The organism is Micromonospora sp. MW-13, assembly GCF_003434305.1.
Classification (GTDB): Bacteria; Actinomycetota; Actinomycetes; order Mycobacteriales; family Micromonosporaceae; genus Micromonospora.
In genome coordinates, this window is sequence record NZ_QKKX01000006.1 from 21,203 (window position 1) to 43,044 (window position 21,842).

Annotated in this window: 23 protein-coding genes; 13 read left to right on the forward strand and 10 right to left on the reverse strand. The window is 72.2% G+C overall.

Annotated features, from left to right (window positions below; translation table 11 throughout):
* The first annotated feature begins 6 nt into the window (after positions 1-6).
* The 5 genes from C5N14_RS03920 (at position 7) to C5N14_RS03940 (ending at position 4,616) form a co-directional block, all read left to right on the forward strand.
* Positions 7-936, forward strand: a complete 930-nt coding sequence (locus tag C5N14_RS03920) for a F0F1 ATP synthase subunit gamma (RefSeq protein ID WP_117665587.1) — start codon at positions 7-9, stop codon at positions 934-936.
* Positions 936-2,387 (forward strand): F0F1 ATP synthase subunit beta, encoded by a 1,452-nt coding sequence (gene atpD, locus C5N14_RS03925; RefSeq protein ID WP_117665589.1) that lies wholly within the window; start codon positions 936-938, stop codon positions 2,385-2,387. Before C5N14_RS03920 ends, atpD begins: the two co-directional genes overlap by 1 nt.
* Before the next feature lie 216 nt (positions 2,388-2,603).
* A complete protein-coding gene (locus tag C5N14_RS03930) occupies positions 2,604-3,749 on the forward strand; it encodes an LCP family protein (RefSeq protein WP_117665591.1) in 1,146 nt (381 codons plus the stop codon).
* 114 nt (positions 3,750-3,863) lie between these two features.
* Positions 3,864-4,148, forward strand: a complete 285-nt coding sequence (locus C5N14_RS03935) for a F0F1 ATP synthase subunit epsilon (protein WP_117665593.1) — start codon at positions 3,864-3,866, stop codon at positions 4,146-4,148.
* Between the two features lie 12 nt (positions 4,149-4,160).
* Positions 4,161-4,616, forward strand: a complete 456-nt coding sequence (locus C5N14_RS03940; RefSeq protein ID WP_117665595.1) for a DUF2550 domain-containing protein — start codon at positions 4,161-4,163, stop codon at positions 4,614-4,616.
* A gap of 45 nt (positions 4,617-4,661) precedes the next feature.
* Here the strand turns inward: C5N14_RS03940 and C5N14_RS03945 are convergent, their stop codons facing one another.
* A complete protein-coding gene (locus tag C5N14_RS03945; protein ID WP_117665596.1) occupies positions 4,662-5,249 on the reverse strand; it encodes a class I SAM-dependent methyltransferase in 588 nt (195 codons plus the stop codon).
* Positions 5,250-5,435: 186 nt separating this feature from the next.
* Here C5N14_RS03945 and C5N14_RS03950 point away from each other — a divergent pair, with 186 nt between their 5' ends.
* The 3 genes from C5N14_RS03950 to C5N14_RS03960 all read left to right on the forward strand — a co-directional run bounded on the left by C5N14_RS03950 (position 5,436) and on the right by C5N14_RS03960 (position 8,341).
* On the forward strand, positions 5,436-6,608 hold the full coding sequence (locus tag C5N14_RS03950) for a sensor histidine kinase (protein ID WP_117665598.1): 1,173 nt from the start codon (positions 5,436-5,438) through the stop codon (positions 6,606-6,608).
* Positions 6,605-7,303, forward strand: a complete 699-nt coding sequence (locus C5N14_RS03955; RefSeq protein ID WP_117665600.1) for a response regulator transcription factor — start codon at positions 6,605-6,607, stop codon at positions 7,301-7,303. The genes C5N14_RS03950 and C5N14_RS03955 overlap by 4 nt, the downstream gene beginning before the upstream one ends.
* 165 nt (positions 7,304-7,468) lie before the next feature.
* Complete coding sequence (locus C5N14_RS03960) at positions 7,469-8,341, forward strand: DedA family protein (RefSeq protein WP_117665601.1); 873 nt, start codon at positions 7,469-7,471, stop codon at positions 8,339-8,341.
* Here C5N14_RS03960 and C5N14_RS03965 read toward each other — a convergent pair.
* Positions 8,338-8,757 carry a VOC family protein gene (locus tag C5N14_RS03965; protein ID WP_117665603.1) on the reverse strand — a complete coding sequence of 140 codons (420 nt, stop codon included), beginning with the start codon at positions 8,755-8,757 and terminating at the stop codon, positions 8,338-8,340. The two genes, C5N14_RS03960 and C5N14_RS03965, sit on opposite strands and share 4 nt — an antisense overlap.
* Positions 8,754-9,326, reverse strand: coding sequence for a cob(I)yrinic acid a,c-diamide adenosyltransferase (locus C5N14_RS03970; protein WP_117665605.1), 573 nt, complete (start codon positions 9,324-9,326; stop codon positions 8,754-8,756). Before C5N14_RS03970 ends, C5N14_RS03965 begins: the two co-directional genes overlap by 4 nt.
* Between C5N14_RS03970 and murA the strand changes: the two genes are divergently transcribed.
* Both murA and C5N14_RS03980 read left to right on the forward strand, forming a co-directional pair.
* Positions 9,325-10,761, forward strand: coding sequence for a UDP-N-acetylglucosamine 1-carboxyvinyltransferase (gene murA, locus C5N14_RS03975; protein ID WP_117665607.1), 1,437 nt, complete (start codon positions 9,325-9,327; stop codon positions 10,759-10,761). The two genes, C5N14_RS03970 and murA, sit on opposite strands and share 2 nt — an antisense overlap.
* A 121-nt stretch (positions 10,762-10,882) precedes the next feature.
* A complete protein-coding gene (locus C5N14_RS03980) occupies positions 10,883-11,731 on the forward strand; it encodes a 3-hydroxyacyl-CoA dehydrogenase family protein (RefSeq protein WP_117665610.1) in 849 nt (282 codons plus the stop codon).
* A gap of 41 nt (positions 11,732-11,772) precedes the next feature.
* Here the strand turns inward: C5N14_RS03980 and C5N14_RS03985 are convergent, their stop codons facing one another.
* From C5N14_RS03985 to C5N14_RS04000, 4 genes are all read right to left on the reverse strand, one after another.
* Complete coding sequence (locus C5N14_RS03985; RefSeq protein ID WP_371685795.1) at positions 11,773-12,579, reverse strand: alpha/beta hydrolase; 807 nt, start codon at positions 12,577-12,579, stop codon at positions 11,773-11,775.
* A 144-nt stretch (positions 12,580-12,723) separates the two neighbouring features.
* Positions 12,724-13,728: a hypothetical protein gene (locus C5N14_RS03990; protein ID WP_117665612.1), complete on the reverse strand. Its 1,005-nt coding sequence runs from the start codon at positions 13,726-13,728 to the stop codon at positions 12,724-12,726.
* Between the two features lie 564 nt (positions 13,729-14,292).
* Positions 14,293-14,499 carry a DUF397 domain-containing protein gene (locus C5N14_RS03995; RefSeq protein WP_117665614.1) on the reverse strand — a complete coding sequence of 69 codons (207 nt, stop codon included), beginning with the start codon at positions 14,497-14,499 and terminating at the stop codon, positions 14,293-14,295.
* Between the two features lie 13 nt (positions 14,500-14,512).
* Positions 14,513-15,349: a helix-turn-helix transcriptional regulator gene (locus C5N14_RS04000; protein ID WP_117665616.1), complete on the reverse strand. Its 837-nt coding sequence runs from the start codon at positions 15,347-15,349 to the stop codon at positions 14,513-14,515.
* Positions 15,350-15,788: 439 nt separating this feature from the next.
* On the opposite strand from C5N14_RS04000, the gene C5N14_RS04005 reads away from it, so the two are divergent.
* Positions 15,789-16,043, forward strand: coding sequence for a hypothetical protein (locus C5N14_RS04005; RefSeq protein ID WP_117665618.1), 255 nt, complete (start codon positions 15,789-15,791; stop codon positions 16,041-16,043).
* Between the two features lie 55 nt (positions 16,044-16,098).
* Here the strand turns inward: C5N14_RS04005 and C5N14_RS04010 are convergent, their stop codons facing one another.
* Both C5N14_RS04010 and C5N14_RS04015 read right to left on the reverse strand, forming a co-directional pair.
* Positions 16,099-16,947 carry an ABC transporter permease gene (locus C5N14_RS04010; protein ID WP_117665619.1) on the reverse strand — a complete coding sequence of 283 codons (849 nt, stop codon included), beginning with the start codon at positions 16,945-16,947 and terminating at the stop codon, positions 16,099-16,101.
* A complete protein-coding gene (locus C5N14_RS04015) occupies positions 16,944-17,849 on the reverse strand; it encodes an ABC transporter ATP-binding protein (RefSeq protein ID WP_117665621.1) in 906 nt (301 codons plus the stop codon). Before C5N14_RS04015 ends, C5N14_RS04010 begins: the two co-directional genes overlap by 4 nt.
* Before the next feature lie 164 nt (positions 17,850-18,013).
* Here C5N14_RS04015 and C5N14_RS04020 point away from each other — a divergent pair, with 164 nt between their 5' ends.
* Positions 18,014-20,017, forward strand: a complete 2,004-nt coding sequence (locus C5N14_RS04020; RefSeq protein WP_117665623.1) for a protein meaA — start codon at positions 18,014-18,016, stop codon at positions 20,015-20,017.
* Positions 20,018-20,059: 42 nt separating this feature from the next.
* Here the strand turns inward: C5N14_RS04020 and C5N14_RS04025 are convergent, their stop codons facing one another.
* Positions 20,060-20,356, reverse strand: a complete 297-nt coding sequence (locus C5N14_RS04025; RefSeq protein ID WP_117665625.1) for a DUF1540 domain-containing protein — start codon at positions 20,354-20,356, stop codon at positions 20,060-20,062.
* 139 nt (positions 20,357-20,495) lie between these two features.
* Between C5N14_RS04025 and C5N14_RS04030 the strand changes: the two genes are divergently transcribed.
* Entirely contained in the window at positions 20,496-21,467 is a 972-nt protein-coding gene (locus C5N14_RS04030; RefSeq protein ID WP_243639136.1) for a polysaccharide deacetylase family protein, read from the forward strand.
* The last annotated feature ends 375 nt before the right edge of the window (positions 21,468-21,842 follow it).

Below are 21,842 nucleotides of genomic sequence, written 5' to 3' on the forward strand. Positions count from 1 at the left end.
TGACTCATGGCGGCCCAGGTACGCGTTCTTCGTCAACGGATTCGCTCGGCGAAGGGGATGAAGAAGATCACCAAGGCGATGGAGCTCGTGGCGACGAGCCGGATCGCCAAGGCCCAGGCCCGGGTGCAGGCGTCCCTGCCGTACGCCCAGGCCATCACCGGCGTACTCACCGCGCTGGCGTCCAACGCCCGGATCGACCACCCGCTGCTCACTCCGCGTGAGCGGGTGCGGCGGGCGGGCGTCCTGCTGGTAACCGCTGACCGGGGCCTGGCCGGCGGTTACAGCTCCAGCGCGATCAAGATGGCGCAGTCGCTGATCGCCCGGCTCAAGGACGAGGGCAAGGAGCCGGTGCTCTACGTCATCGGCCGCAAGGGCGTCGCGTTCTACCGGTTCCGCGACTGGCCGATCGAGGCGAACTGGACGGGGTTCTCGGAGCAGCCGTCGTTCGCCGACGCCCGCGAGGTGGGTGAGACGCTGATCAAGGCGTTCACCGCCGGCGCGGACGACGTGGACGGCGACGCCGGGGCGGACGGGGTGCTCGGGATCGACGAACTGCACATCGTCTACACCGAGTTCCACTCCCTGATGACCCAGACCCCCGTCGCGAAGGTCATCGGCCCGATGCAGGTCGAGGACCGGCCGCGGTCGGAGGGCCTGCTTCCGGCGTACGAGTTCGAGCCGGAGGCGGAGGTGCTGCTCGACGCGCTGCTGCCGAAGTACATCAACACGCGGATCTACGCGGCGTTGCTGGAGTCGGCGGCGAGCGAGTCGGCCGCCCGCCGGCGGGCGATGAAGAGCGCCACCGACAACGCCGAAGAGATGATCGAGAAGTACACGCGCGAGATGAACTCGGCCCGCCAGGCCGGGATCACCCAGGAGATCAGCGAGATCGTCGGCGGCGCGAACGCGCTTGCCGCGTCGGGAAGTGAAGTGTGATGACTGTATCCGCAGTTGCTGGTGGACCAGCTGAGACCAAGACGGCCACGGGTCGCGTGGTCCGGGTCATCGGCCCGGTCGTCGACGCCGAGTTCCCGCGCGACGCCATGCCGGCCCTGTTCAACGCCCTGCACGTCACCGTGAACCTCTCCGGCGGTGAGAAGACGCTGACCCTGGAGGTCGCCCAGCACCTGGGCGACAACCTGATCCGCGCGATCTCGATGCAGCCGACCGACGGCCTGGTCCGCAGCGCCGAGGTGCGCGACACCGGCTCGCCGATCACCGTGCCGGTGGGCGACGCGGTCAAGGGCCACGTGTTCAACGCGATCGGCGAGTGCCTCAACCTCACCGAGGGCGAGACGCTGAACGCCGACGACCGGTGGGGCATCCACCGCAAGGCCCCGGCCTTCGCGGACCTGGAGCCGAAGACCGAGATGCTGGAGACCGGCATCAAGGTCATCGACCTGCTCGCCCCGTACGTCAAGGGCGGCAAGATCGGCCTGTTCGGTGGCGCGGGCGTGGGCAAGACGGTGCTCATCCAGGAGATGATCACCCGGGTGGCGAACAACTTCGGTGGTACGTCGGTCTTCGCCGGCGTGGGTGAGCGCACCCGTGAGGGCAACGACCTCATCGCCGAGATGACCGAGTCCGGCGTCATCGACAAGACCGCCCTGGTCTACGGCCAGATGGACGAGCCGCCGGGCACCCGGCTGCGGGTCGCCCTCTCCGCGCTGACCATGGCGGAGTACTTCCGCGACGTGAAGAAGCAGGAGGTGCTGCTCTTCATCGACAACATCTTCCGCTTCACCCAGGCCGGTTCCGAGGTTTCCACCCTGCTCGGCCGGATGCCGAGCGCCGTGGGTTACCAGCCGACCCTGGCCGACGAGATGGGCGAGCTCCAGGAGCGGATCACCTCCGTCCGGGGCCAGGCCATCACCTCGATGCAGGCGATCTACGTGCCGGCGGACGACTACACCGACCCCGCCCCGGCCACCACGTTCGCCCACCTCGACGCGACCACCAACCTGGAGCGGTCGATCTCCGACAAGGGCATCTACCCGGCCGTGGACCCGCTGGCGTCCTCGTCCCGGATCCTCGCCCCGGAGTTCGTCGGCGCCGAGCACTTCGCGGTCGCCACCGAGGTCAAGCGGATCCTGCAGAAGTACAAGGACCTGCAGGACATCATCGCCATCCTCGGCATCGAGGAGCTCTCCGAGGAAGACAAGATCACCGTGCAGCGGGCCCGGCGGATCGAGCGCTTCCTGTCGCAGAACACCTACGCCGCCGAGCAGTTCACCGGCGTGCCGGGCTCGACGGTCCCGATCGCGGAGACCATCGAGGCGTTCAAGAAGATCAGCGAGGGCGAGTACGACCACTTCCCCGAGCAGGCCTTCTTCATGTGCGGCGGCCTCGAGGACCTGGAGCGCAAGGCCGCGGAGCTGATGAAGTAGAAGATCGCCACACCCGCGAGGACCGTCCCGGTGACGACCGGGGCGGTCCTCGTTCACCTACAGGCCCTATGATCTCCGCTGTCCGGTTGCCGGGCCGGTGGTTGCGTCGTGGGCGAGGTACCGTCGATCCACGCCGTCCCCCCGGACGAGTGACAATCGTTGCAACTTTTTCGGCTGCGTGCGCCCGTCTCCTCTTCGTGGGCGTGACGAACGGAGATGCTCGTGGGTAAGGCCGGCAAGGGCGGCAGGAAGAAGCCGTCGATATGGTCGGGCGTGCCGAGGTGGGCGCGGGTGTGCACGGTCTTCGGCGCCGTGCTCATGCTGCTCAGCGGCGCGGTGCTGGTGGGGTACGAGGCGCTGCTGTCCCGGTACGAGGGCGCGGTCGGCAAGGGCGACCTGTTCGGCGACCAGGCCGCGGGCGCCCAGGAGCGCAAGAGCGACATCAAGGGCCCGCTCAACATCCTGCTGGTGGGCATCGACCCGCGTGATCCGGAGACCCCGCCGCTGGCGGACTCGGTCATGGTGCTGCACGTGCCGGCCGAGCTGGACCGGGCGTACCTCTTCTCGCTGCCCCGCGACCTGCGGGTCGAGATCCCGAGGTTCAGCAAGGCGGAGTTCCACGGCGGCACCGACAAGCTCAACGCCGCGATGTCGTACGGCAGCCGGGTGCCGGGGCAGAACCCGGACGCCGCCCGAGGCTTCGAGCTGCTGGCCAAGACCGTGCAGCAGGTGACCGGGATCGAGCGGTTCGACGCCGGCGCGATCATCAACTTCACCGGCTTCCAGAAGATCGTGGACGCGATGGGCGGCGTCGACATGTACATCGAGCGCGAGGTGCGCTCCGAGCACCGCGAGCCGAGCGGGGTGCACCGCAAGGGCAACCCGCACGGCGAGGGGTACGTCGGCCCCCAGGCGGTCTACAAGAAGGGCAACCAGCACCTCAGCGGCTGGCAGGCGCTCGACTACGTCCGGCAGCGGTACCCGAAGAACGGCGTTCCGGACGCCGACTACGGCCGGCAGCGGCACCAGCAGCAGTTCATCAAGGCGATGGTCGACCAGGCGTTCAGCGCCGACGTGGTGACCAGCCCGATCAAGCTGGACAAGGTGATCCGGGCCGCCGGTCAGTCGCTGATCTTCAACGGCCGGGGCAACAGCGTGATCGACTTCGCGATCGCCCTCAAGGCCATCCGCTCCGACAACGTCGAGCTGATCAAGCTGCCGGGGGAGAACATCGGCACCGGGTCGGCGTACCGGGGGGAGCGGCTGCGGCCCGAGGCCGAGGACTTCTTCACCGCCCTGGAGAAGGAGCAACTGGACGCGTTCCTACTGGAGCATCCGGACTTCCGCAACAAGACCAAGTAGTGCCCCGGCGGCGCGGTCCGGGCGCGGGTGGCGTAGCTTACGCCACCCGCGTTCGGTGCCCACGGGTGGCGCGACTAGACTTTCGACAATCCGCCGCCGCAGCAAGGAGACAGCGTGGCACAGCAGCTTCACGTCGAGCTCGTAGCCGTCGAGGAGAAGGTCTGGTCCGGTGAGGCCGAGATGGTCGTCGCCCGGACGACCGAGGGTGAGCTGGGCGTGCTGCCGGGGCACGCGCCCCTGCTGGGCCAGCTCGCCGAGCCCGGCCAGGTCCGGATCAAGCTTCCCGGTGGCGAGCAGGTCTCGTACGAGGTGGCCGGCGGTTTCCTCTCGGTGAGCAGCGAGGGCGTCACCGTGCTGGCCGAGAGCGCCACCCCGGTCTCCGCCGCGCAGAGCCGCTGAGCCGACCCGTCGATGGAGATCGTGGAGGGGATCGGGATCGGCTTCGCCGCCGTGCTCGCCGCTCTGCTGATCCTGTTCGTCCGGCGGGCGCTGGTCACCCGCACCGGCGGGATCATCCGGCTCAGCGTCCGGGTCACCACGATGCTCGACGGCCGGGGCTGGTCGCCCGGTTTCGGGCGGTTCGCGGGCGACGAGCTCCGGTGGTACCGGATGTTCTCCTTCGCCCTGCGACCCAAGCGGGTGCTGTCCCGCAAGGCCCTGGCGGTGGAGCGCCGGCGACTGCCCGAGGGGCAGGAGCGCCTCTCCATGCCGGCCGACTGGGTGATCCTGCGGTGTACCAGTCAACACGCCCCGGTGGAGATCGCCATGGCCCGGTCCACCGTAACCGGCTTCCTCTCCTGGCTCGAGGCCGCCCCTCCCGGGGCGGCCTCGCCGCGTCTGGCGTCCCAGGACTGGCCCGCCGCCTGACCCGGGCAGCCCCCGTCGGGAGGGCCGGGCTGCCCGCCAAGGGCGTCAGCGCACCGGGCGGCGGCAGTGGTAGACCAGCGCCGGCGGCACGTTGAGCCAGACCGTCCGACCCACCACCACCTCCTCGAACCGGTTCTCCAGCAGCCGATGGAACCGCCGTGCCGGCGGGGTGGGCAGCGCGTGCCGGTAGGCGAACGTCGTGAACACCCCCGCCGGGCCCAGCCCGGCGAGCACCCCGTCCAGCACGGCCCGCTGCCGTTCGGCAGCGAACGCCGCCCACGGCAGGCCGCTGATCACCACGTCGGCGTACGGGTGGCCCCGGTCCGCCAGCAGACTGCCGAGCGCCGCGGCGTCGCCGCGTACCACCTCCACCCCCGGGTGCCGCCGGGCGAGCCGGTCGGCGAACTCCAGGTTCAGCTCGATCGCCAGATGGTGGCCCCGTCCGTCCAGCCGCTGCTGCACGGCCCGGGTGAACGCCCCGGTGCCGGGCCCCAGTTCGGCCACCACCGGGTGCCCCGTCCGGGGCACCGGCGCGGTGACGTCCCGGGCCAGGGCCGGCCCGCTGGGAAGTATCGCCCCCACGACGCGTGGGTGCCGGACGAACTGGCTCAGGAAGGCGGGCGCGTCGGTCATGTCGCCCGAGGCTAGGGCGGGTTCCTGCCGGCGACGTCCTGCCGGCGGTCGGTGCCACGTCCTGCCGGCGGTCGCCGCGGTGGCCGGCCGGAGGAGCGCGGCGGGCCGGTGCGCCGGCCACCCGGAGGAGGGCCGGCGGCCACCGGGAGGAGCGGTCGGGGCGGGCTGGCTCCGTATGGTGGCCGGGTGGAGGACCGACGCGGCTGGTGGCCGGAGCTGCTGCTCGGCGTGGTCGTGGCCGGGCTGGGGCTGGCGAGCACGTGGCTCAGCCCGCAGGGCGTGACGCGCGGGGGCTGGGCCGGCCTGATCGCCGTCCTGGCCGGGCTGGGCCTGATCGGCGTGCGCCGCCTGCCGTGGCTGGTCCTGGTCGGCGAGTGCGCGCTGATGATGGCGGCCGACACGGTCACCGTCAACGGCTCCGGTATCGCGCAGTTGGCGGCGGCGCTCGCGCTCGGCTTCGTCGCCTACCAGGCCGGCTGGCCGGCCACCGCCGCCGCGTTCCTGCTCCTCCTCGCGGCGACCGTGGCCGACGTCCGCAACCTCGGTGACTCCGGGACGCTCTCCGGCAGCCTGGGCATGCTGCGGCTGGCCATGCTGGTCGGCGCGGTTGCCGCGCCGGTGGCCTTCGGCCGGTACCTGCGCGGCGTGCGGGGCACGGCCCGGATCGCCGAGGAGCGGGCCCGGGACGCCGAGGCGCGCCAGGAGATCCAGACCCGGGCGGCCCGGCTGGCCGAGCGGGCCGCCATCGCCCGCGACCTGCACGACATCGTCGCCCACCACGTCGCCGCCATCGCGCTGCGCGCGGGTTCGGCCCGCTACGCCGTGCAGCAGACCGGCAGCACGGACGAGGCGGTGCTTGCCCTCGGCGAGCTGCGGGACACCGCCGGGCAGGTGCTGGACGAGCTGCGGGAGTTGCTGGAGGTGCTGCGCGACCCGGAGGCCGTCGAGCCGGGCGGCTCGCAGGTCGAGCCCGAGCAGATGATCCGTGACGCCGAGCGGCGGGTGCGGGAGGCCGGGATCGCGGTCCGGGTGACCGTCTCGGCCGCGCTCGCCGCCGCGCCACTGGTGGTCCGCACGACGGCGGCCCGGGTGGTGCGGGAGTCGCTGACCAACACGCTCAAGCACGCCGGGTCGGGCGCGCTCGCCTCGGTCGACGTCCGCGCCGGCGACGGAGCCCTGCTGATCGTGGTACGGGACAGCGGACCGGTCCGGCCCCGGCCCGCGTTGCCCCCGTCCGGCTACGGGCTGAGCGGCATGCGGGAGCGGGTCGGTCTGCTCGGGGGCACGCTCACCGCCGCGGCCACGTCGAGCGGAGGATGGCAGGTTCGGGTCACGTTACCGATCAGGGAGAGCGGATGATCAGGGTGCTCGTCGTGGACGACCAGGCGTTGGTCCGGGCCGGTGTCGGCCTGCTGCTGCGCACGGCGGGGGGCTTCGAGGTGGTCGGCGAGGCGGGCGACGGCCTGGAGGCGGTCCGACTCGCCGAGCGGCTGCGCCCGGACGTGGTGCTGATGGACCTGCGGATGCCGCGCCTCGACGGCATCGGGGCGACCCGCCGGATCGTGGACCGGCAGCCGGGCGTGCGGGTGCTGGCGCTCACCACCTTCGCCGACGACGCGAACGTCTATGGCGCGCTGGGTGCCGGCGCGATCGGCTACCTGGTCAAGGACGGCGAGCCGGAGGAGCTGATCGACGCGGTCCGACGGGCCATGCGGGGCGAGCCGCTGCTCGCCCCGCCGGTGCTGTCGCGGATCGTCCGGCGGGCGATTGCCGCTCACGACCAGGAGCACCGCCCCGCGGTCCGCTCGCCGGGGCCGGAGCTGCGGCTGCTCAGTCATCGGGAGCGCGAGGTTCTCGCGCTCGTCGGGGCCGGGCTGTCGAACGCCGAGATCGGTACCCGGCTGCATCTGGGCATCACCACGGTCAAGACCCACGTCTCGGCCGCGATGGAGAAGCTCGACCTGCGCAACCGGGTGCAGGCCGCCGTGGTCGCCCACCGCTTCGGCCTGGTCGACGACGACTTCAACCCGGTCGCCGACCCCGACGCACACTGAGCCGGTCTCCTTCCTCCGCTCCGGGCGTCGGGTTCCCCGGCGGCCCGCCACGGTGGGCGTCGCGGTTGGCCGGGGCGGTCCCTAGGGGGCGGACCGGCCAGCAGGAGGAGCCAGGACGGCCGCTGGTAGGACGACCGGGCGGCGCCGTCGGGCGACAGTGGCTCGGTGGACATTTCCGCCCTGCTGCGCGACTGTCTGGCCGAGCTGCCGCCGGGGCAGGTGCTGGCGGTCGCGGCCGTCGTGCTCGCCGCCGAGGTGGGGCTGCTTGTGGGGGTGGTCCTGCCTGCGGCCACCGTCATGCTCACCGTGGGGCTGCTGGCCCGGATGGGGCGGTTGGACCTGGGCGCCGCGCTCGCGGTGACCACGCTGGCTGCGTTCGTCGGCGACCAGCTCGGCTACCTGGAGGGGCGGCTGCTCGGCCGGCGGATCCGGGACGGCGTGATCGGGCGGCGCATCGGGGCGGACCGGTGGCGGCGGGCCGAGGCACTGGTCGCCGCCCGGGGTGGTCCGGCCGTCCTGGTCGGGCGCTGGACCGCCTTCGTCCGGACCCTGGTGCCCCGGGTCGCCGGGGCAGCCGGCCTGCCGTATCGGCGGTTCGTGCTCTTCGAGGGGCTGGCCGTGCTGGTCTGGGTGCCGGGGACGGTACTGGTCGGGTACGCCGCCGGGGCCGCCTCGGCCGGCATGCTGACAGCCGCCGCGGGCGGGCTGGTCGTGGTGGTCGCCGCCGTGGTGCTGCTGCGCCGGCTCCGGGTACGCCGTTCCGCTGCTGCCCGCCGCCCCTGCGCCGGCTCGACCCGCGCCCGCCGTGCCCCCGCCGCCCGCCGGAGGTTGACCGGCCAGTCCCCTGACCCGCGCCGCCCGGGCCCCGGCCTGACCGCCCCCGCCACCCGCAACACCCCCACCCCTCCCCCCGCTGACCCAACACAAACCCGCTCCCACCCCACCCCCGCGATCTTGCACTCGGTACCCAGGCATAACGGGACAAGAGGTGTTCTCCCGGGGCCGCAACTGCAAGATCGCGGGAGCGGGGAGGGCTAGTTGGTGGTGGCGATCAGTTCGACCTCGTACCCCTGGTCGTCGGTCAGGTAGGCCGCGTAGGTGTCCGGGCCCCCGGCGTGCGGGTGGCGGTCCGGGAAGAGCAGGTGCCAGCCGTGGGCCGGCGCGATCGCGACCAGCCGGTCCACGGCGGCCGGCGGGCCGGCGTGGAAGGCCAGGTGGTTCAGGCCCGGGGCGAGCCGGTCGTGGTTTCGCCCGGACAACGCGGGGGACTCCTCCAGCACCAGGTACGTCGGGCCGAGCCGCCAGGACCGGCCCGCCGGCCAGTCCTGGAACGGCGTCCAGCCCAGCTCGCCCAGCAACCAGCCCCAGCTACGGACCGCGCCGGCCAGGTCGGGCACCCAGAGTTCGACGTGGTGCAGGGCCCCGACCGGGGCGCGGCCGGCGTCGACGCTCAGCGCTTACCGCCCGGCACCCACAGCACGTCCCCTGCCGGATTTGCCGTTCTTGACAGGATAAAGAGCAGATCGGAGAGCCGGTTGAGATACTTTGCCGGGAGGGTGCTGGTCCGATCGGGATCGTGGGCGACCAGCGCCCACGCCGCGCGCTCGGCCCGCCGGGCGACCGTCCGTGCCACGTGCAGCAGCGCAGCTCCTGCCGTGCCGCCGGGGAGGATGAAGGAGTCGAGCTTGCTCAGGCGTGCGTTGTACTCGTCGCACCATCCTTCGAGACGGTCCACGTACTCCTCGGTGACCCGCAGCGGCGGGTACTCCGGGTCCGGCTCCACGGGGGTGGCCAGGTCGGCGCCGACGTCGAACATGTCGTTCTGGATCGACCCCAGCACCGCCCGTAGCTCGTCGTCGAGCTGCCCCAGCGCGAGCGCGACGCCGATCGCGGCGTTGCACTCGTCGACGTCCGCGTACGCGGCGATCCGCGGATCGGTCTTCGGCACCTGCTCGTTGTTGCTCAGCCTGGTCATGCCGGCGTCGCCGGCCCTGGTGTAGATGCGCGTGAGGTGGACGGCCATGACGCACAGCCTACGGATACCCGACCTGACGATCCCCGCTCGGCCGGCCCCGACCCGGGCGGCCGGGGTCGGCCCCGGCGACGCCGGGGACCCGGCGGTCAACGACGTCGACGTCATCCGGGTCGCCGGGGACGCCCGGCTGGCCGGGACGGTGCACGTCGTCGGGGCGAAGAACTCGGCCCTCAAACTGATGGCCGCCGCGCTGCTCGCCCCCGGGCGCAGCGTCATCACGAACGTCCCGCGGATCACCGACATCGCCATCATGGGCGAGGTGCTGCGCCGGCTGGGGTGCGGCGTCCGGTTCGACGCGGACGACCCCGTCGACCCGATGGTGGCCCGGGGCGGGGTGGCCCGGTCCAGGTCGGTCACCATCGACGTGCCCGACCGGCCCGGCGCGGAGGCCGACTACGACCTGGTCCGCCGGCTGCGCGCGTCGATCTGCGTGCTCGGCCCGCTGCTGGCCCGCCGGGGGTACGTCCGGGTGGCCCACCCCGGCGGGGACGCCATCGGCTCCCGGGGGCTGGACATGCACATCGCCGGGCTGACCCGGATGGGCGCGAACATCTCCGGTGAGCACGGCTTCGTCATCGCCGCCGCCCCGGACGGCCTGCACGGCGCGGACATCGTGCTCGACTTCCCCAGCGTCGGGGCCACCGAGAACCTGGTGATGGCCGCCGTGCTGGCCCGGGGCGCGACGATGATCGACAACGCGGCCCGGGAACCGGAGATCGTGGACATCTGCTCGATGCTGATCCGGATGGGTGCCCGGATCGAGGGGGAGGGCACCTCCACCCTGCACATCGAGGGGGTACCCGAGCTGCGGCCGGTACGGCACGCCACCGTCGGCGACCGGATCGTCGCCGGGACCTGGGCGTTCGCCGCCGCGATGACCCGGGGCGACGTCACCGTGACGGGGATCGACCCGGGCTTCCTGGAGGTCGCGCTGGACAAGCTGGTCTGCGCCGGCGGCCTGGTGGAGACCCGCGGCGACGCCTTCCGGGTACGGGTCGACGAGCGCCCCCTGGCGGTGGACGTGGTCACCCTGCCGTACCCGGGCTTCGCCACCGACCTGCTGCCGATGGCGATCGGGCTCGCCGCGGTCAGCGACGGGGCTTCCCTGATCACCGAGAACATCTTCGACGGCCGGTTCATGTTCGCCAACGAGATGATGCGGCTCGGCGCGGACATCAAGACCGACGGCCACCACGCCGTGGTCCGGGGCCGGGACCGGCTCTCCGGCGCCCCCGTCCGGGCCACCGACATCCGGGCCGGCGCCGGGCTGATCATCGCCGGGCTCTGCGCCGACGGGGTCACCGAGGTCTCCCACGTGCACCACGTCGACCGCGGCTACCCGGACTTCGTCGCCGACCTGCGGGCGCTGGGCGTGGAGGTCGAGCGGGGCAGCGTACCGGACGAGCCGGCGCTGGAGATCTGACCGCGGAGCGGCGGCCCGGCCCGCCGCTGGCCCGGCCCGCCGCCCGGTGGCCGGCTTAGCCATCGTTCAGTGTCGCCGACTAGGGTGCAGACAGACACTCAATCAGGCGAGGGAGAAGCAGATGGCGGGTCGACTCGCGGTCGTCGGGGCCGGGCTGATGGGCTCGGGCATCGCCCAGGTGGCGGCGCAGGCGGGCTGGCAGGTGACGCTGCGGGACCTGGACGACGCGGCCACCGGTCGCGGACTGGCCGGCATCCGCAAGTCGCTGGACAAGTTCGCCGAGAAGGGCAGGATCGAGGCCGCCGAGGTCGAGGCCACGCTGGGCCGGATCACCCCGACCACCGACCTGGAGGCGGCGGCCGACGCGGACATCGTAATCGAGGCGGTGTTCGAGCGGCTGGAGGTCAAGCACGAGGTCTTCCGGGCGCTCGACAAGATCTGCAAGGCCGACGCGGTGCTCGCGACCAACACCTCGGCCATCCCGGTCACCCAGATCGCCGCCGTCACCGAGCGCCCGGAGGCGGTCGTCGGCACGCACTTCTTCTCCCCGGTGCCGATGATGCAGCTCTGCGAGCTGGTCCGGGGCTACAAGACCAGCGACGAGACCCTGGGCACCGCGAAGGCGTTCGCCGAGGAGATCGGCAAGACCGTCGTGGTGGTGAACCGGGATATCGCCGGCTTCGTCACGACCCGGTTGATCTCCGCCCTGGTCGTCGAGGCGGTCAAGCTGGTCGAGTCCGGCGTGGTGTCGGCCGAGGACCTGGACACGGCCTGCAAGCTTGGCTTCGGCCACGCCATGGGCCCGCTGGCCACCACCGACCTGACCGGCGTGGACGTGCTGCTGCACGCTTCGAGGAACATCTACACCGACACCGCCGACGAGAAGTTCTTCCCGCCGGAGCTGCTCCAGCGCATGGTCACCGCCGGCGACCTGGGCCGCAAGACCGGCAAGGGCTTCTACACGTACTGACGCCGCACCGACCCCTGATCCGTTCCCCGCTCGGGGCCGGGTCAGGGGCGCGGCGGCGTGAGGGCGGCGGCCAGGAACGAGAAGGCCGCCGGGACGACCGTGCCCCAGTAGACGAAGTTGTGCCGGCCGTCGGCGTACTCGGCCCTGGCCGGCGGCTCGGGCAGGGCGCGGGCCAGGGCCCGCACGTCGCGCAGCAGGCCGTCCTGCCGGCCGCACCAGAGCCCGACCGGCGTGCCGTGCAGCCGTGCCACGTCGGTGAAGACCGCGTCTCCGGGGCGTACGGCGGGGGAGAACGCGGCCACCGCGCGCAGCCAGCCGGGGAAGGTCTCGGCGAGCAGCAGCGATCCGAAGCCGCCCATCGACCAGCCCCAGGCAGCGACGCGGCTGGTGTCGAAGCCGCGTTCGGCGCACCAGGCCGGCAGCTCCTCGCGCACCATCCGCTGCGGGTCGTCCGCACCCGAGCGCCGCCAGGAGAGCCGCCCGCCGGTCGCCCCGGCGAGTGCGAATGGCGGAGCGCCCCGCTGCACCGCGTCCGTGAGGAACCGGGCGAGCCCGAAGCGCGCGTAGTCGCGCGGGGTGGACGATGCGCCGTGCAGCACCAGGCAGACCGGCAGCCCTCGCCCGTCGCCGTGCCCGGCCGGCACGGCCGTCCAGAAGTCGACGGCACGGCCCCGGGCCGCCGACTGCCGTCGGATCAGCCGCGCGTCACCGGCCGGGGCGTCGGGCAGCGCCGGTGCCGGCCCCGGGCGCGGGCGGGTCAGCTCCTTCGCCGCCGCGCCGCCGACCACGGTCAGCGCCGCCGTGGCGGCCCCGGCCAGGAGTAGCCGTCGCCGCGTCGGTCCCGCCACCACCGGCACAGTCTGCCAGCCCCGTCCTCGGCCCGCCGCCCCGCCGCACGCGGGGATCGATACCCCCGCACACGCGGGGAACCCCAGGGCCCTCGTTGCGGCGAGGGCGACGACGTATTCACCCTCGCCGCCCTCGAACCGGCCTCAGCGGATGACCTCCGTGAACCTCTCGTACTGTTTCCTGGCGTAGTACGCGGTGAGGCCGTCCGGCAGGTCACCGCTGGTCATGACGGTGATCAGGTAGCTGCCGTCGCGGATGTAGACGTCGGAGTGCCCGGCGTACTGGTAGCCGACCGTCTCGTCCCCCATCGGTGTGACGGCCACGAGGCGGCCGTGCAGGCACTGTTCCTCGTTCGTGCGCCGCCAGGCCAGGGCCTGTTCGGCCCCGGCCGGGTCGCTGTGCATCTGGATGTCCACGCTCATCCCCGCGGACCCGGAACCAAAGTTGTTCGACACACCGAAGCTCCCCGGGAGGCTGCCCCGCAGCGCGTCGCACGGCCAGTCGGCGGGGAGCGCAGGGAAGCCCGTCCACCCGTTCTGCACCCAGCTCTCCGGGACGTCAGATCTGCCCAGAATGGCGTCGGCCAACTCCCCGGTCGTTTCCGGCGCGGTCTTCGCCGACTCTTTCGGGGGGCTGTCCGAGCCCGGGTCAGCCTGGCCTCTTGTGGTGTCCGTCGGGCTGTGCACGGGGTCGTCGCCGGCGATGAGATGCGCCCCGCCGTAGATCCCCAGGGCCACTAGCGCGACGAACACGAGGGCTGCAGCGAGTAGGGACAGCCGGACGTTGCGGGTGTTGCTGACCGTCACGGGCCCCAGGGAGAAGATGTTCCGGCCCCGTACCGTGGTGCCCTCGAACGTGATGCTGCCGGTCGTGGTGCGGGTGGGTTTGGTGGCCGCCAGGGCCGCGGCGATGCGCTCGGCGAAGCCCGGGTCGGCGTCCACTTCCGCCTGGAGCAGCGTGCGCAGTTCGTCGATCGCAGCCGGGTCGTCGGGCCGGTCCTCGACCGCGCGTAGGGCCGTGGATCCTCGGTCGGTCCCCACGAGCCGGTCGCGCACCATCGTATAGATCGACTGCCCCATTTCGGTGCCGGCCGCGGCGGCGGTGCCGCCCGCCATCTGCATGATGAGCTGAAGCACTGTCTCGACCACGTGCGTCGTCCCCTCTGGAGATCGGGTCGGCTGAACCTGGTCTTGGCGCGGGTGCTGGTGCGGGCGTATCCAATGCGGACGGTGTTGGTGTACTCCGCAGCGACCATGCCGCTATCGTTCCGGAATCCCACCGTACGACGGGAGGTCGAGGCTCTGTCGAGCGGCTGGGCGACCCGCTCGGCACTCTGCCGGCGGTGGGATCACCCCCGCGTGCGCGGGGAACAGACCGTCTACGACCCGGACGAGCCGGCCCGCCAGGGATCACCCCCGCGTGCGCGGGGAACAGTTCACGCCGGGGCACCGTCTCCGCCTGGGGCAGGGATCACCCCCCGCGTGCGCGGGGAACAGACTTCTTGACCTGCGGGTCTATAGATCAACTGTGCTGATTTTATTCACTTTGCCAGTCAAGATCGTCTCCCTGGCGGGTGCTTGATGGCTGTTGCCCGGCTCGATTTGCGCAGACGTACGGGCGTCATCGGCGGCTGGACGGCCCGGCTGGCGTGACGACACACGGCGTTGGATCCGCTGATGGAGTTCCTGCCGCTCTGTCTGGTGGCGGCTGCCTCAGTTGCCAGAAAGTTCGGCTTTGATTCCTTCGACGAAGGTGGCCCAGGACTTCGGTTCGAAGGTCAATACCGGGCCGGTCGGGTCCTTGCTGTCCCGTAGCCCGACCTTGCCCGACAGGTTGTCCGCGACCTCAACGCAGTTGCCGGAACCGTTGCTGCGGCTGCTCTTCCGCCAGGTCACACGGGCCGTGCCGACCTCTTCCACCCGCGCCGTCCTCTCACCGCTCGTCGATCGCCCCCCGGATCAGGTCGCGCGACTCCCGAGCGCTCACCGCCGTGGCGACGAGGTGCTCGAAGACTCGGCCGTACTCCCTGACCTGTTGGCCTTCGAGATAGAGGCTACCCGCGCGGGTCTCGACGTAGACGACCCCCGGATCGGCCGGCTCCGGGAAGGCCAGCACGCTGAAGGCGCTGCCCATCGAGCCGTACTCGCCAGCGCCGAAGGCGAGGATCTGGATGGTGTTGCCGGGTCGCTCCGCCTCCTCGACCAGCCGCCGCAACTGCGTCGTGAACGCCGCCACCCCGCCGACCGGCCGCCGCAGGGCCGCCTCGTCCAGCACCACCCAGAGCTTCGGTGGACTGTCGGTGGCCTGCCGGCGCATCCGTAGCTCGACCCGGCGGTCCACCTCCTCGGCGGAGGCGTCCGGATGCTCGGCGCGGATGACGGCGCGGGCGTAGTCGGCTGTCTGGAGCAGGCCCGGAATCAGTTGCGGCTCGAAGGCGCGGATCTCCGACGCTTCCGCCTCCAGTCCGACGTAGACCTCGAACCAGCCCGGCAGCACGTCGTCGTACGCCTGCCACCAGCCCCGCTTGCGGGCGTCCCGGGCCACCTGGACCAGTGCGTCGACCTCTTCGCCCTCGACCCCGTACAGCTCAAGGAGGCCGCGGGCGACCGGCGGCATCACGGAGACCTGGGCGTTCTCGATTCGACTCAGCGCGGACTTCGAGATGCCGATCTCCTTGGCCGCCTGGTCGGCGGTCATCCCGGTCTGCTCTCGGAGGCGGCGGAGGGCGGCGGCAAGTCGTCGTCGGCGCACGGTCGGGCTTCCAGTCATGCCGCTCAGTGTGGACGGAGAGGACGCGACACGCAACGACCTGGGGCCGAATCGGGAGTTGCATAACGGGATGGATCCATGCACGATGAGTGAGGTTTCCGGTCGCGGCTGATTGCTCTGCTGACAGTCGGGGTCGATGAGCCGCCCTGCCGGCGTACTGCTGATCCGAGGCTGCGGTGGCAGGTGCCGGGGTGGGTCCGCCGGTGCGCGGCGGGCCGGTGGGCCCGCCCCTTCCACAGGTCAATCGACGGTGAGAGGTGGGTCCTGTCATGCGCGTCTTGTTCCGGCGTGCCCAGCGTCGCCGGCGGCAAATCCACGGGCCGACCCGCCGTCGCCCGCTGCGACCGTGGCAGGTGCGGGAGATCGATCAGATCAGGTACGCCCTGCGCCGCTGGCAGTCCGAGCGGCCCCGGAAGCGCGACGAGCGGGGAGGAGGGCGATGAGCGAGCGGTGGGTCGTCCATCTGCCGGTGGTCGTCAACGATCTGCTCGCCGCCCAGCGGCTCGCCCGGGTGGTGGCGCACTGGACCCGCGTTCTGCCCCAGACCGAGCCCTGGGGCACCACCGTCTCGCCCGAGGACGACCAGAACGTACGTCACTGGGTCTTCTGCGACCGGATCATGCCCGGCGGCCGGCGGTGCCAGCTCCGGCCCGACCACGACGGCGAGTGTTCCCGGCGGCCGAGGGTGCGGTGAGGGGCGGCCCGGCGCCGGGCCGCCGAAGGTGGGTCGGCCGGTGCGGCGGGAACCCTCAGCCGTCGCGCTTGGTGGTCCAGCGGAAGGTGGTGAGGCAGAGCACCAGGCCGATCACGCACCAGAGGGCGAGGACGAGGGCGACCCGGCCCAGCTCGAAGGAGCCGCCCGGCTCCTGGGCGCCGAAGCTCTCCGGCAGGAAGACCGACCGCAGGCCCTGGCACATCCACTTCAGCGGGAAGACGGCCGCCACCTGCTGCATCCAGCTTGGCAGGTTGGTGAAGACGAAGAAGACCCCGGAGATGAACTGGAGCACCAGGGCGACCGGGGTGACCACGGCCGAGCCGCTGCGCGCCGTGCGGGCCAGCGAGGAGATCGCGATGCCGCACAGGGTGCACGCGGTGACCCCGAGGACGGAGACCCAGCCGAAGGTGAGCCACTTGCCGGCGGTGCCGGGCAGCTCCAGGTCGAACAGGGCGACCGCGACGGCGAGCAGCAGGGCGGTCTCGGCGACGCCGATCGCCACCACCATGATCACCTTGCCGGCGAACCACACCCACTTCGGCATCGGGGTGCCCCGGTAGCGCTTGAGCACCCCCCGGTCCCGCTCGATCGGGATCCAGATGCCGAGGTTCTGGAAGCTGACCGTCATCAGGCCGGTCGCGATCATGCCGGTGATGAAGTACTGCGTGTAGCTGACGCCCGGGGCGATCTCGTCGCTGAAGATGGCCGCGAAGATCAGGATCATGATGATCGGGAAGCCCATCGTGAACACGACGGACTCCCGGCTGCGCAGGAACTGGGTGATCTCCAGCCGGCCCTGGCGCAGGGCGAGCGCGCCCGCCCCGAGCCGCCGGGCCGGGGCGGCGGGGGAGACCGGGGCCGCCGGCTTGGTGGTGGTGGTCATCGGTGTCCGATCATCTTCAGGTAGACGTCTTCCAGGGTCGGCCGGGTCACCGTGAGGCCGGGGACCTCGCCGCCGAAGCGCGCGGCCAACTCCGCCACCAGGCCCGTCGGCGTCGCGCTCTGCGCGGTCTCGACGACCCCCTCCGGGGTACGCCAGGAGACCGTCGCTAGCGCCTCCTGCCGGTTGCCGAGCCGGTTCGGTGGGGCCACCTCGACCACCCGGCCGGCGGTGATCACCCCGACCCGGTCGGCCAGTGCCTCGGCCTCGTCCAGGTAGTGGGTGGTGAGCACGATGGTGGTGCCGGCGGCGGCCAGGTCCCGGATCAGCTCCCAGAACTCGCGCCGGGCCTCCGGGTCGAAGCCGGTGGTCGGCTCGTCCAGGAAGAGCAGCTCGGGGCGGCCGATGATGCCGAGCGCCACGTCGAGGCGGCGCTTCTGCCCGCCGGAGAGGGTGTGCGTACGGGCCTTCGCCTTGGCCCCCAGGCCGACCCGCTCCACGACCTTCGCCGGGTCGTCGGCGCCGGGGTAGAAGCCGGAGAAGTGCGAGACCACCTCGGCGACGGTCAGCTCGTCGAACTCGCCGGTGCCCTGAAGGACGATGCCGACCCGGGACCGCCAGTCGCGGGCGGGGTGTCGTGGGGTGCGCGAGGAGCGAGCTTGCGAGCCCCGCAGTCGCGACCCGAAGGCGAGCCCGGGGTCGCTGCCCAGCACGGAGACCTCGCCGGCGTCGCGCTGCCGGTAGCCCTCCAGGATCTCCACCGTGGTGGTCTTGCCCGCGCCGTTCGGCCCGAGCAGGGCGAACACCTCGCCGCGGTGGACCGCGAGGTCCACGCCCGCCACCGCGACGTTGTCGCCGTACGCCTTGCGCAGCCCCCGGACGGAGATCGCGAGCTCGTCATCCATGCCGTCAAGTGTGCGTCCTGCGGGACGTCCGGTGGTGCCGGGGGTGCCGGCCGTCACCCGCGCGTTCCGGTGCTGGTCAGCCCGCTGCGGCCCACATGGCGTTCCATGGACCTGTGTGGTTTTTCACCAGCCCGGGTGACTTAACGGTAACTTAGACTCCCGCCATGGACGAGAAGGCTCTCCCCGGCCGGCTTTCCGAGCGCGAGCGTCCGTGGGTGATGCGCACCTACGCCGGGCACTCCTCGGCCGCCGCGAGCAACGCGCTCTTCCGCCGCAACCTGGCGAAGGGGCAGACCGGCCTGTCGGTCGCCTTCGACCTGCCCACCCAGACCGGGTACGACCCGGACCACGAACTGGCCGCCGGCGAGGTCGGCCGGGTCGGTGTGCCGGTGGCCCACCTTGGCGACATGCGGGCCCTCTTCGACGGCATCCCGCTCGCCGAGATGAACACGTCCATGACCATCAACGCGCCGGCGATGTGGCTGCTCGCCCTCTACGGCGAGGTCTGCGTGGAGCAGGGCGTCGAGCTGGACCGCTGCGCCGGGACGACCCAGAACGACATCATCAAGGAGTACCTGTCCCGGGGGACGTACATCTTCCCGCCAGCCGCGTCGCTGCGGCTGACCGCCGACGTGATCGCGTACACGCTGGGGGAGATGCCCCGGTGGAACCCGGTGAACATCTGCTCGTACCACCTCCAGGAGGCCGGCGCGACGCCGGTGCAGGAGGTCGGCTTCGCCCTGGCCACCGCCGTGGCCGTGCTCGACGCGGTGCGCGACGCCGGCCAGGTGCCGGCCGAGCGGATGGGCGACGTGGTCGCCCGGATCTCGTTCTTCGTCAACGCCGGGGTGCGCTTCGTCGAGGAGATCGCCAAGATGCGCGCGTTCGGCGCGCTCTGGGACGAGATCACCCGCGAGCGGTACGGCGTCACCGACCCGAGGCAGCGCCGGTTCCGGTACGGCGTGCAGGTCAACTCGCTCGGCCTGACCGAGGCCCAGCCGGAGAACAACATCCAGCGGATCGTGCTGGAGATGCTCGGCGTCACCCTGTCCCGGGACGCCCGCGCCCGCGCGGTGCAGCTCCCGGCCTGGAACGAGGCGCTCGGCCTGCCCCGGCCGTGGGACCAGCAGTGGTCGCTGCGCATGCAGCAGGTCCTCGCGTACGAGTCGGACCTGCTCGAATACCCGGACCTGTTCGCCGGCTCGCACGTGATGACCGCGCTGGTCGACGGGATCGTCAGCGGGGCCCGGGCCGAGCTGGACAAGGTGCTGGAGATGGGTGGCGTGGTGGCGGCCGTCGAGACCGGGTACCTCAAGGGCTCGCTGGTCGGCTCGCTGGCCGAGCGCCGCCGCCGGCTGGAGGTCGGCACCGACGTGGTGGTCGGCGTCAACCGGTTCACCGAGACCGAGCCGTCGCCGCTGACCGCGGCCGGTGCCGAGGCGATCGAGCAGGTCGACCCGGCGGTCGAGGCGGCGGCCGTGGCCGCCGTACGCCGGTGGCGGTCCGGCCGGGTCGAGGCGGCGGTCGACGCGGCGCTCGGCCGGCTTCGCGCGGACGCCGCGACCACCGCGAACCTGATGCCGGCGACCCTGGCGTGCGTGCGGGCCGGGGTGACCACCGGCGAGTGGGCCGGCGCGCTGCGCCAGGTCTTCGGCGAGTACCGGGCGCCGACCGGGCTTGCCGGCGGGGTCGGGTCGAGCGGCGACAGTGACCTGGCCGCGGTGCGGAAGCGGGTCGCCGCCACCGCCCGCGAGCTGGGCAGCGGCCGGCTGCGGCTGCTGGTCGGCAAGCCCGGCCTGGACGGGCACTCCAACGGCGCGGAGCAGATCGCGGTACGCGCCCGCGACGCGGGCTTCGAGGTGGTCTACCAGGGCATCCGGCTGACCGCCGGGCAGATCGTCGCCGCCGCCGTGGAGGAGGACGTCGACCTGGTGGGCCTGTCCGTGCTCTCGGGCTCGCACCTGGCCGCCGTGCCGGCGGTGCTGGACGGCCTGCGCGCCGCCGGCCGGGGCGACCTGCCGGTCGTGGTCGGCGGCATCATCCCGCCCGGCGACGCCGAGGCGCTCCGCGCCGCCGGGGTGGCCCGGGTGTTCACGCCGAAGGACTTCGCGCTCACCGGCATCATCGACGACCTCGTCACCGTCGTCCGCGCCGCCAACGGCCTGTGAGAAGGCCCCCCGGTACGCGCCGCACGTGAGTCGTGGGCGGTGTCAGCGGCCGGCGTACGTCATGCAGTCGGCCATGTCGTTGTCGGGGCCGACCCGGATCGCCGGAGCGTGGCACTCCAACTGGGAGTTGTGCCGGCAGTCCGACCGCTGGCACGCGCCCACCTGGGCGATCAGCGTCTCGATTCCACCGCGGACGGGCATCTCGACAAAGGTGTGACAGTGGGCGTGGTCCGGGCTGCCGATCGTGATGGCGAACGCGTGGCAGTCGCCGGTGTGGTTGTAGGCGCAGGCCGCGACCACACATTCCTCGACGCGCGGCATCTCCATCGCCGTAGTCATGACGACCTCCTCCGAATTCTCGCCGATTCCCTTTGGATATTAGGCTTTTGCCGCATTTGATATCGGCGATCGGCCGCCCCGGTCAGCAGCCCACTCGCCCGGGCGTTCGGGCGCGCCCGCTCGCTGAGATCATCCTTCGGTGCCCGTGAAGAATTCCCGCGTCCCCCTGGTGGCGACGCTCGTCGCACTGACCGGCGTCGTCGCCCTGCTGGCCCTACCGGCCCCCGGGCGCGAAACCGGTCACGCCGCCATCGTCCGGGCACCGGCGTCCAGGGAGGCGGCAACCGCCTCCGGCAGCCCGCGTGCCGCCCCGGTCGAGGGGTCGGCGGAGCCGACCGGACCGCCGGCGCCATCACCCGTACCGACCGGCCGGCCAGACCCGGGGACGGCGACGGTGCCGGGCGCCAGTCGGGCCGGGCGGCAACCGCCGGTGGTGGACCACGGGCCGCGCACCGGGGACAAGGTGGCGCTCACCTTCGACGCGGACATGACCGACGCGATGCGGTACCAACTGCGCAGCGGCGCGGTCCGCTCGTACGCGAACCTGGCGATCGTCGACCTGCTGGAGCGGGAAAGGGTGCCGGCCACCTTCTTCCTTACCGGCAAGTGGGTCGAGGAGTACCCCGACGTCACCCGTCGTCTGGCCGCCAACCCGCGTTTCGAGCTGGCCAACCACACGTACGGCCATCTCGCCTTCACCGCGGACTGCTACCACCTGCCAACGATCCCCCGGCAGCGGATGGCGGCCGACGTGGCCCGGACCTTCGACGTGATCGCCCCGTACGGCGGGCGGCAGACCCGATACTTCCGCTTTCCCGGGCTTTGCCACGATCGCATCGCTTTGGCCGAGTTGGCGCCGTTGGGCGTCACGGTGGTGGACGGCGACGTCGTCAGCGGTGACCCGTTCGCGCGGTCCTGGCGGCCGATCGTCGATGCGGTGCTGTCCCGGGTGCGCCCCGGCTCCGTCGTCGTCCTGCACGTCACCGAGGCGAACGCCCCGATGACGGACGAGGCGCTGCCGCGCATCCTGGCCGGGCTGGCCGCCCAGGGGCTCACCCCGGCCCCGCTCTCCGAGGTGCTGGCGGCGACCCCACCCAGCCCCACCGCCTGACCCAACCATCGCCCGCATCCTCCGCTCCGCGACATGCGGCCCAATCCCGGCCATACCGCCTACCGACCCCACGCCCGGCGGCGGTGATCAAGAGGTTTGCGTCAGGTTTGTGCCCGGATGCCGACGCAAACTTCTTGATCACCGCGAGAGGCCGGGGGTGGGGGTGTGAGCGGGGGCATGGCGGGGGTGGAACATGGGGGTGGGTGGGGGCGTTACACATGGCGGACGATCGAGTAGCGGTGTGCTGCTGACCGGGATGGAATGCGGGCCGGCTGTCGGTCGTTACATCTGGACCCGGCGCCACGAGCCTTCGCAGGCCGGTGCCGGATGGATCTCCCCCTTTTTGATCTTCTTGGGCGCCTTGACGTGGTGCTC

Bases quoted from the DNA above. Each gene is read 5' to 3' on its own strand.
- C5N14_RS03920 (WP_117665587.1), top strand. From the start codon at position 7: ATGGCGGCCCAGGTACGCGTTCTTCGTCAACGGATTCGCTCGGCGAAG.
- atpD (WP_117665589.1), top strand. From the start codon at position 936: ATGACTGTATCCGCAGTTGCTGGTGGACCAGCTGAGACCAAGACGGCC.
- C5N14_RS03930 (WP_117665591.1), top strand. From the start codon at position 2,604: ATGCTCGTGGGTAAGGCCGGCAAGGGCGGCAGGAAGAAGCCGTCGATA.
- C5N14_RS03940 (WP_117665595.1), top strand. From the start codon at position 4,161: ATGGAGATCGTGGAGGGGATCGGGATCGGCTTCGCCGCCGTGCTCGCC.
- C5N14_RS03945 (WP_117665596.1), bottom strand. From the start codon at position 5,249: ATGACCGACGCGCCCGCCTTCCTGAGCCAGTTCGTCCGGCACCCACGC.
- C5N14_RS03955 (WP_117665600.1), top strand. From the start codon at position 6,605: ATGATCAGGGTGCTCGTCGTGGACGACCAGGCGTTGGTCCGGGCCGGT.
- murA (WP_117665607.1), top strand. From the start codon at position 9,325: ATGACGCACAGCCTACGGATACCCGACCTGACGATCCCCGCTCGGCCG.
- C5N14_RS03970 (WP_117665605.1), bottom strand. From the start codon at position 9,326: ATGGCCGTCCACCTCACGCGCATCTACACCAGGGCCGGCGACGCCGGC.
- C5N14_RS03980 (WP_117665610.1), top strand. From the start codon at position 10,883: ATGGCGGGTCGACTCGCGGTCGTCGGGGCCGGGCTGATGGGCTCGGGC.
- C5N14_RS04000 (WP_117665616.1), bottom strand. From the start codon at position 15,349: ATGACTGGAAGCCCGACCGTGCGCCGACGACGACTTGCCGCCGCCCTC.
- C5N14_RS04005 (WP_117665618.1), top strand. From the start codon at position 15,789: ATGAGCGAGCGGTGGGTCGTCCATCTGCCGGTGGTCGTCAACGATCTG.
- C5N14_RS04010 (WP_117665619.1), bottom strand. From the start codon at position 16,947: ATGACCACCACCACCAAGCCGGCGGCCCCGGTCTCCCCCGCCGCCCCG.
- C5N14_RS04015 (WP_117665621.1), bottom strand. From the start codon at position 17,849: ATGGATGACGAGCTCGCGATCTCCGTCCGGGGGCTGCGCAAGGCGTAC.
- C5N14_RS04020 (WP_117665623.1), top strand. From the start codon at position 18,014: ATGGACGAGAAGGCTCTCCCCGGCCGGCTTTCCGAGCGCGAGCGTCCG.
- C5N14_RS04025 (WP_117665625.1), bottom strand. From the start codon at position 20,356: ATGACTACGGCGATGGAGATGCCGCGCGTCGAGGAATGTGTGGTCGCG.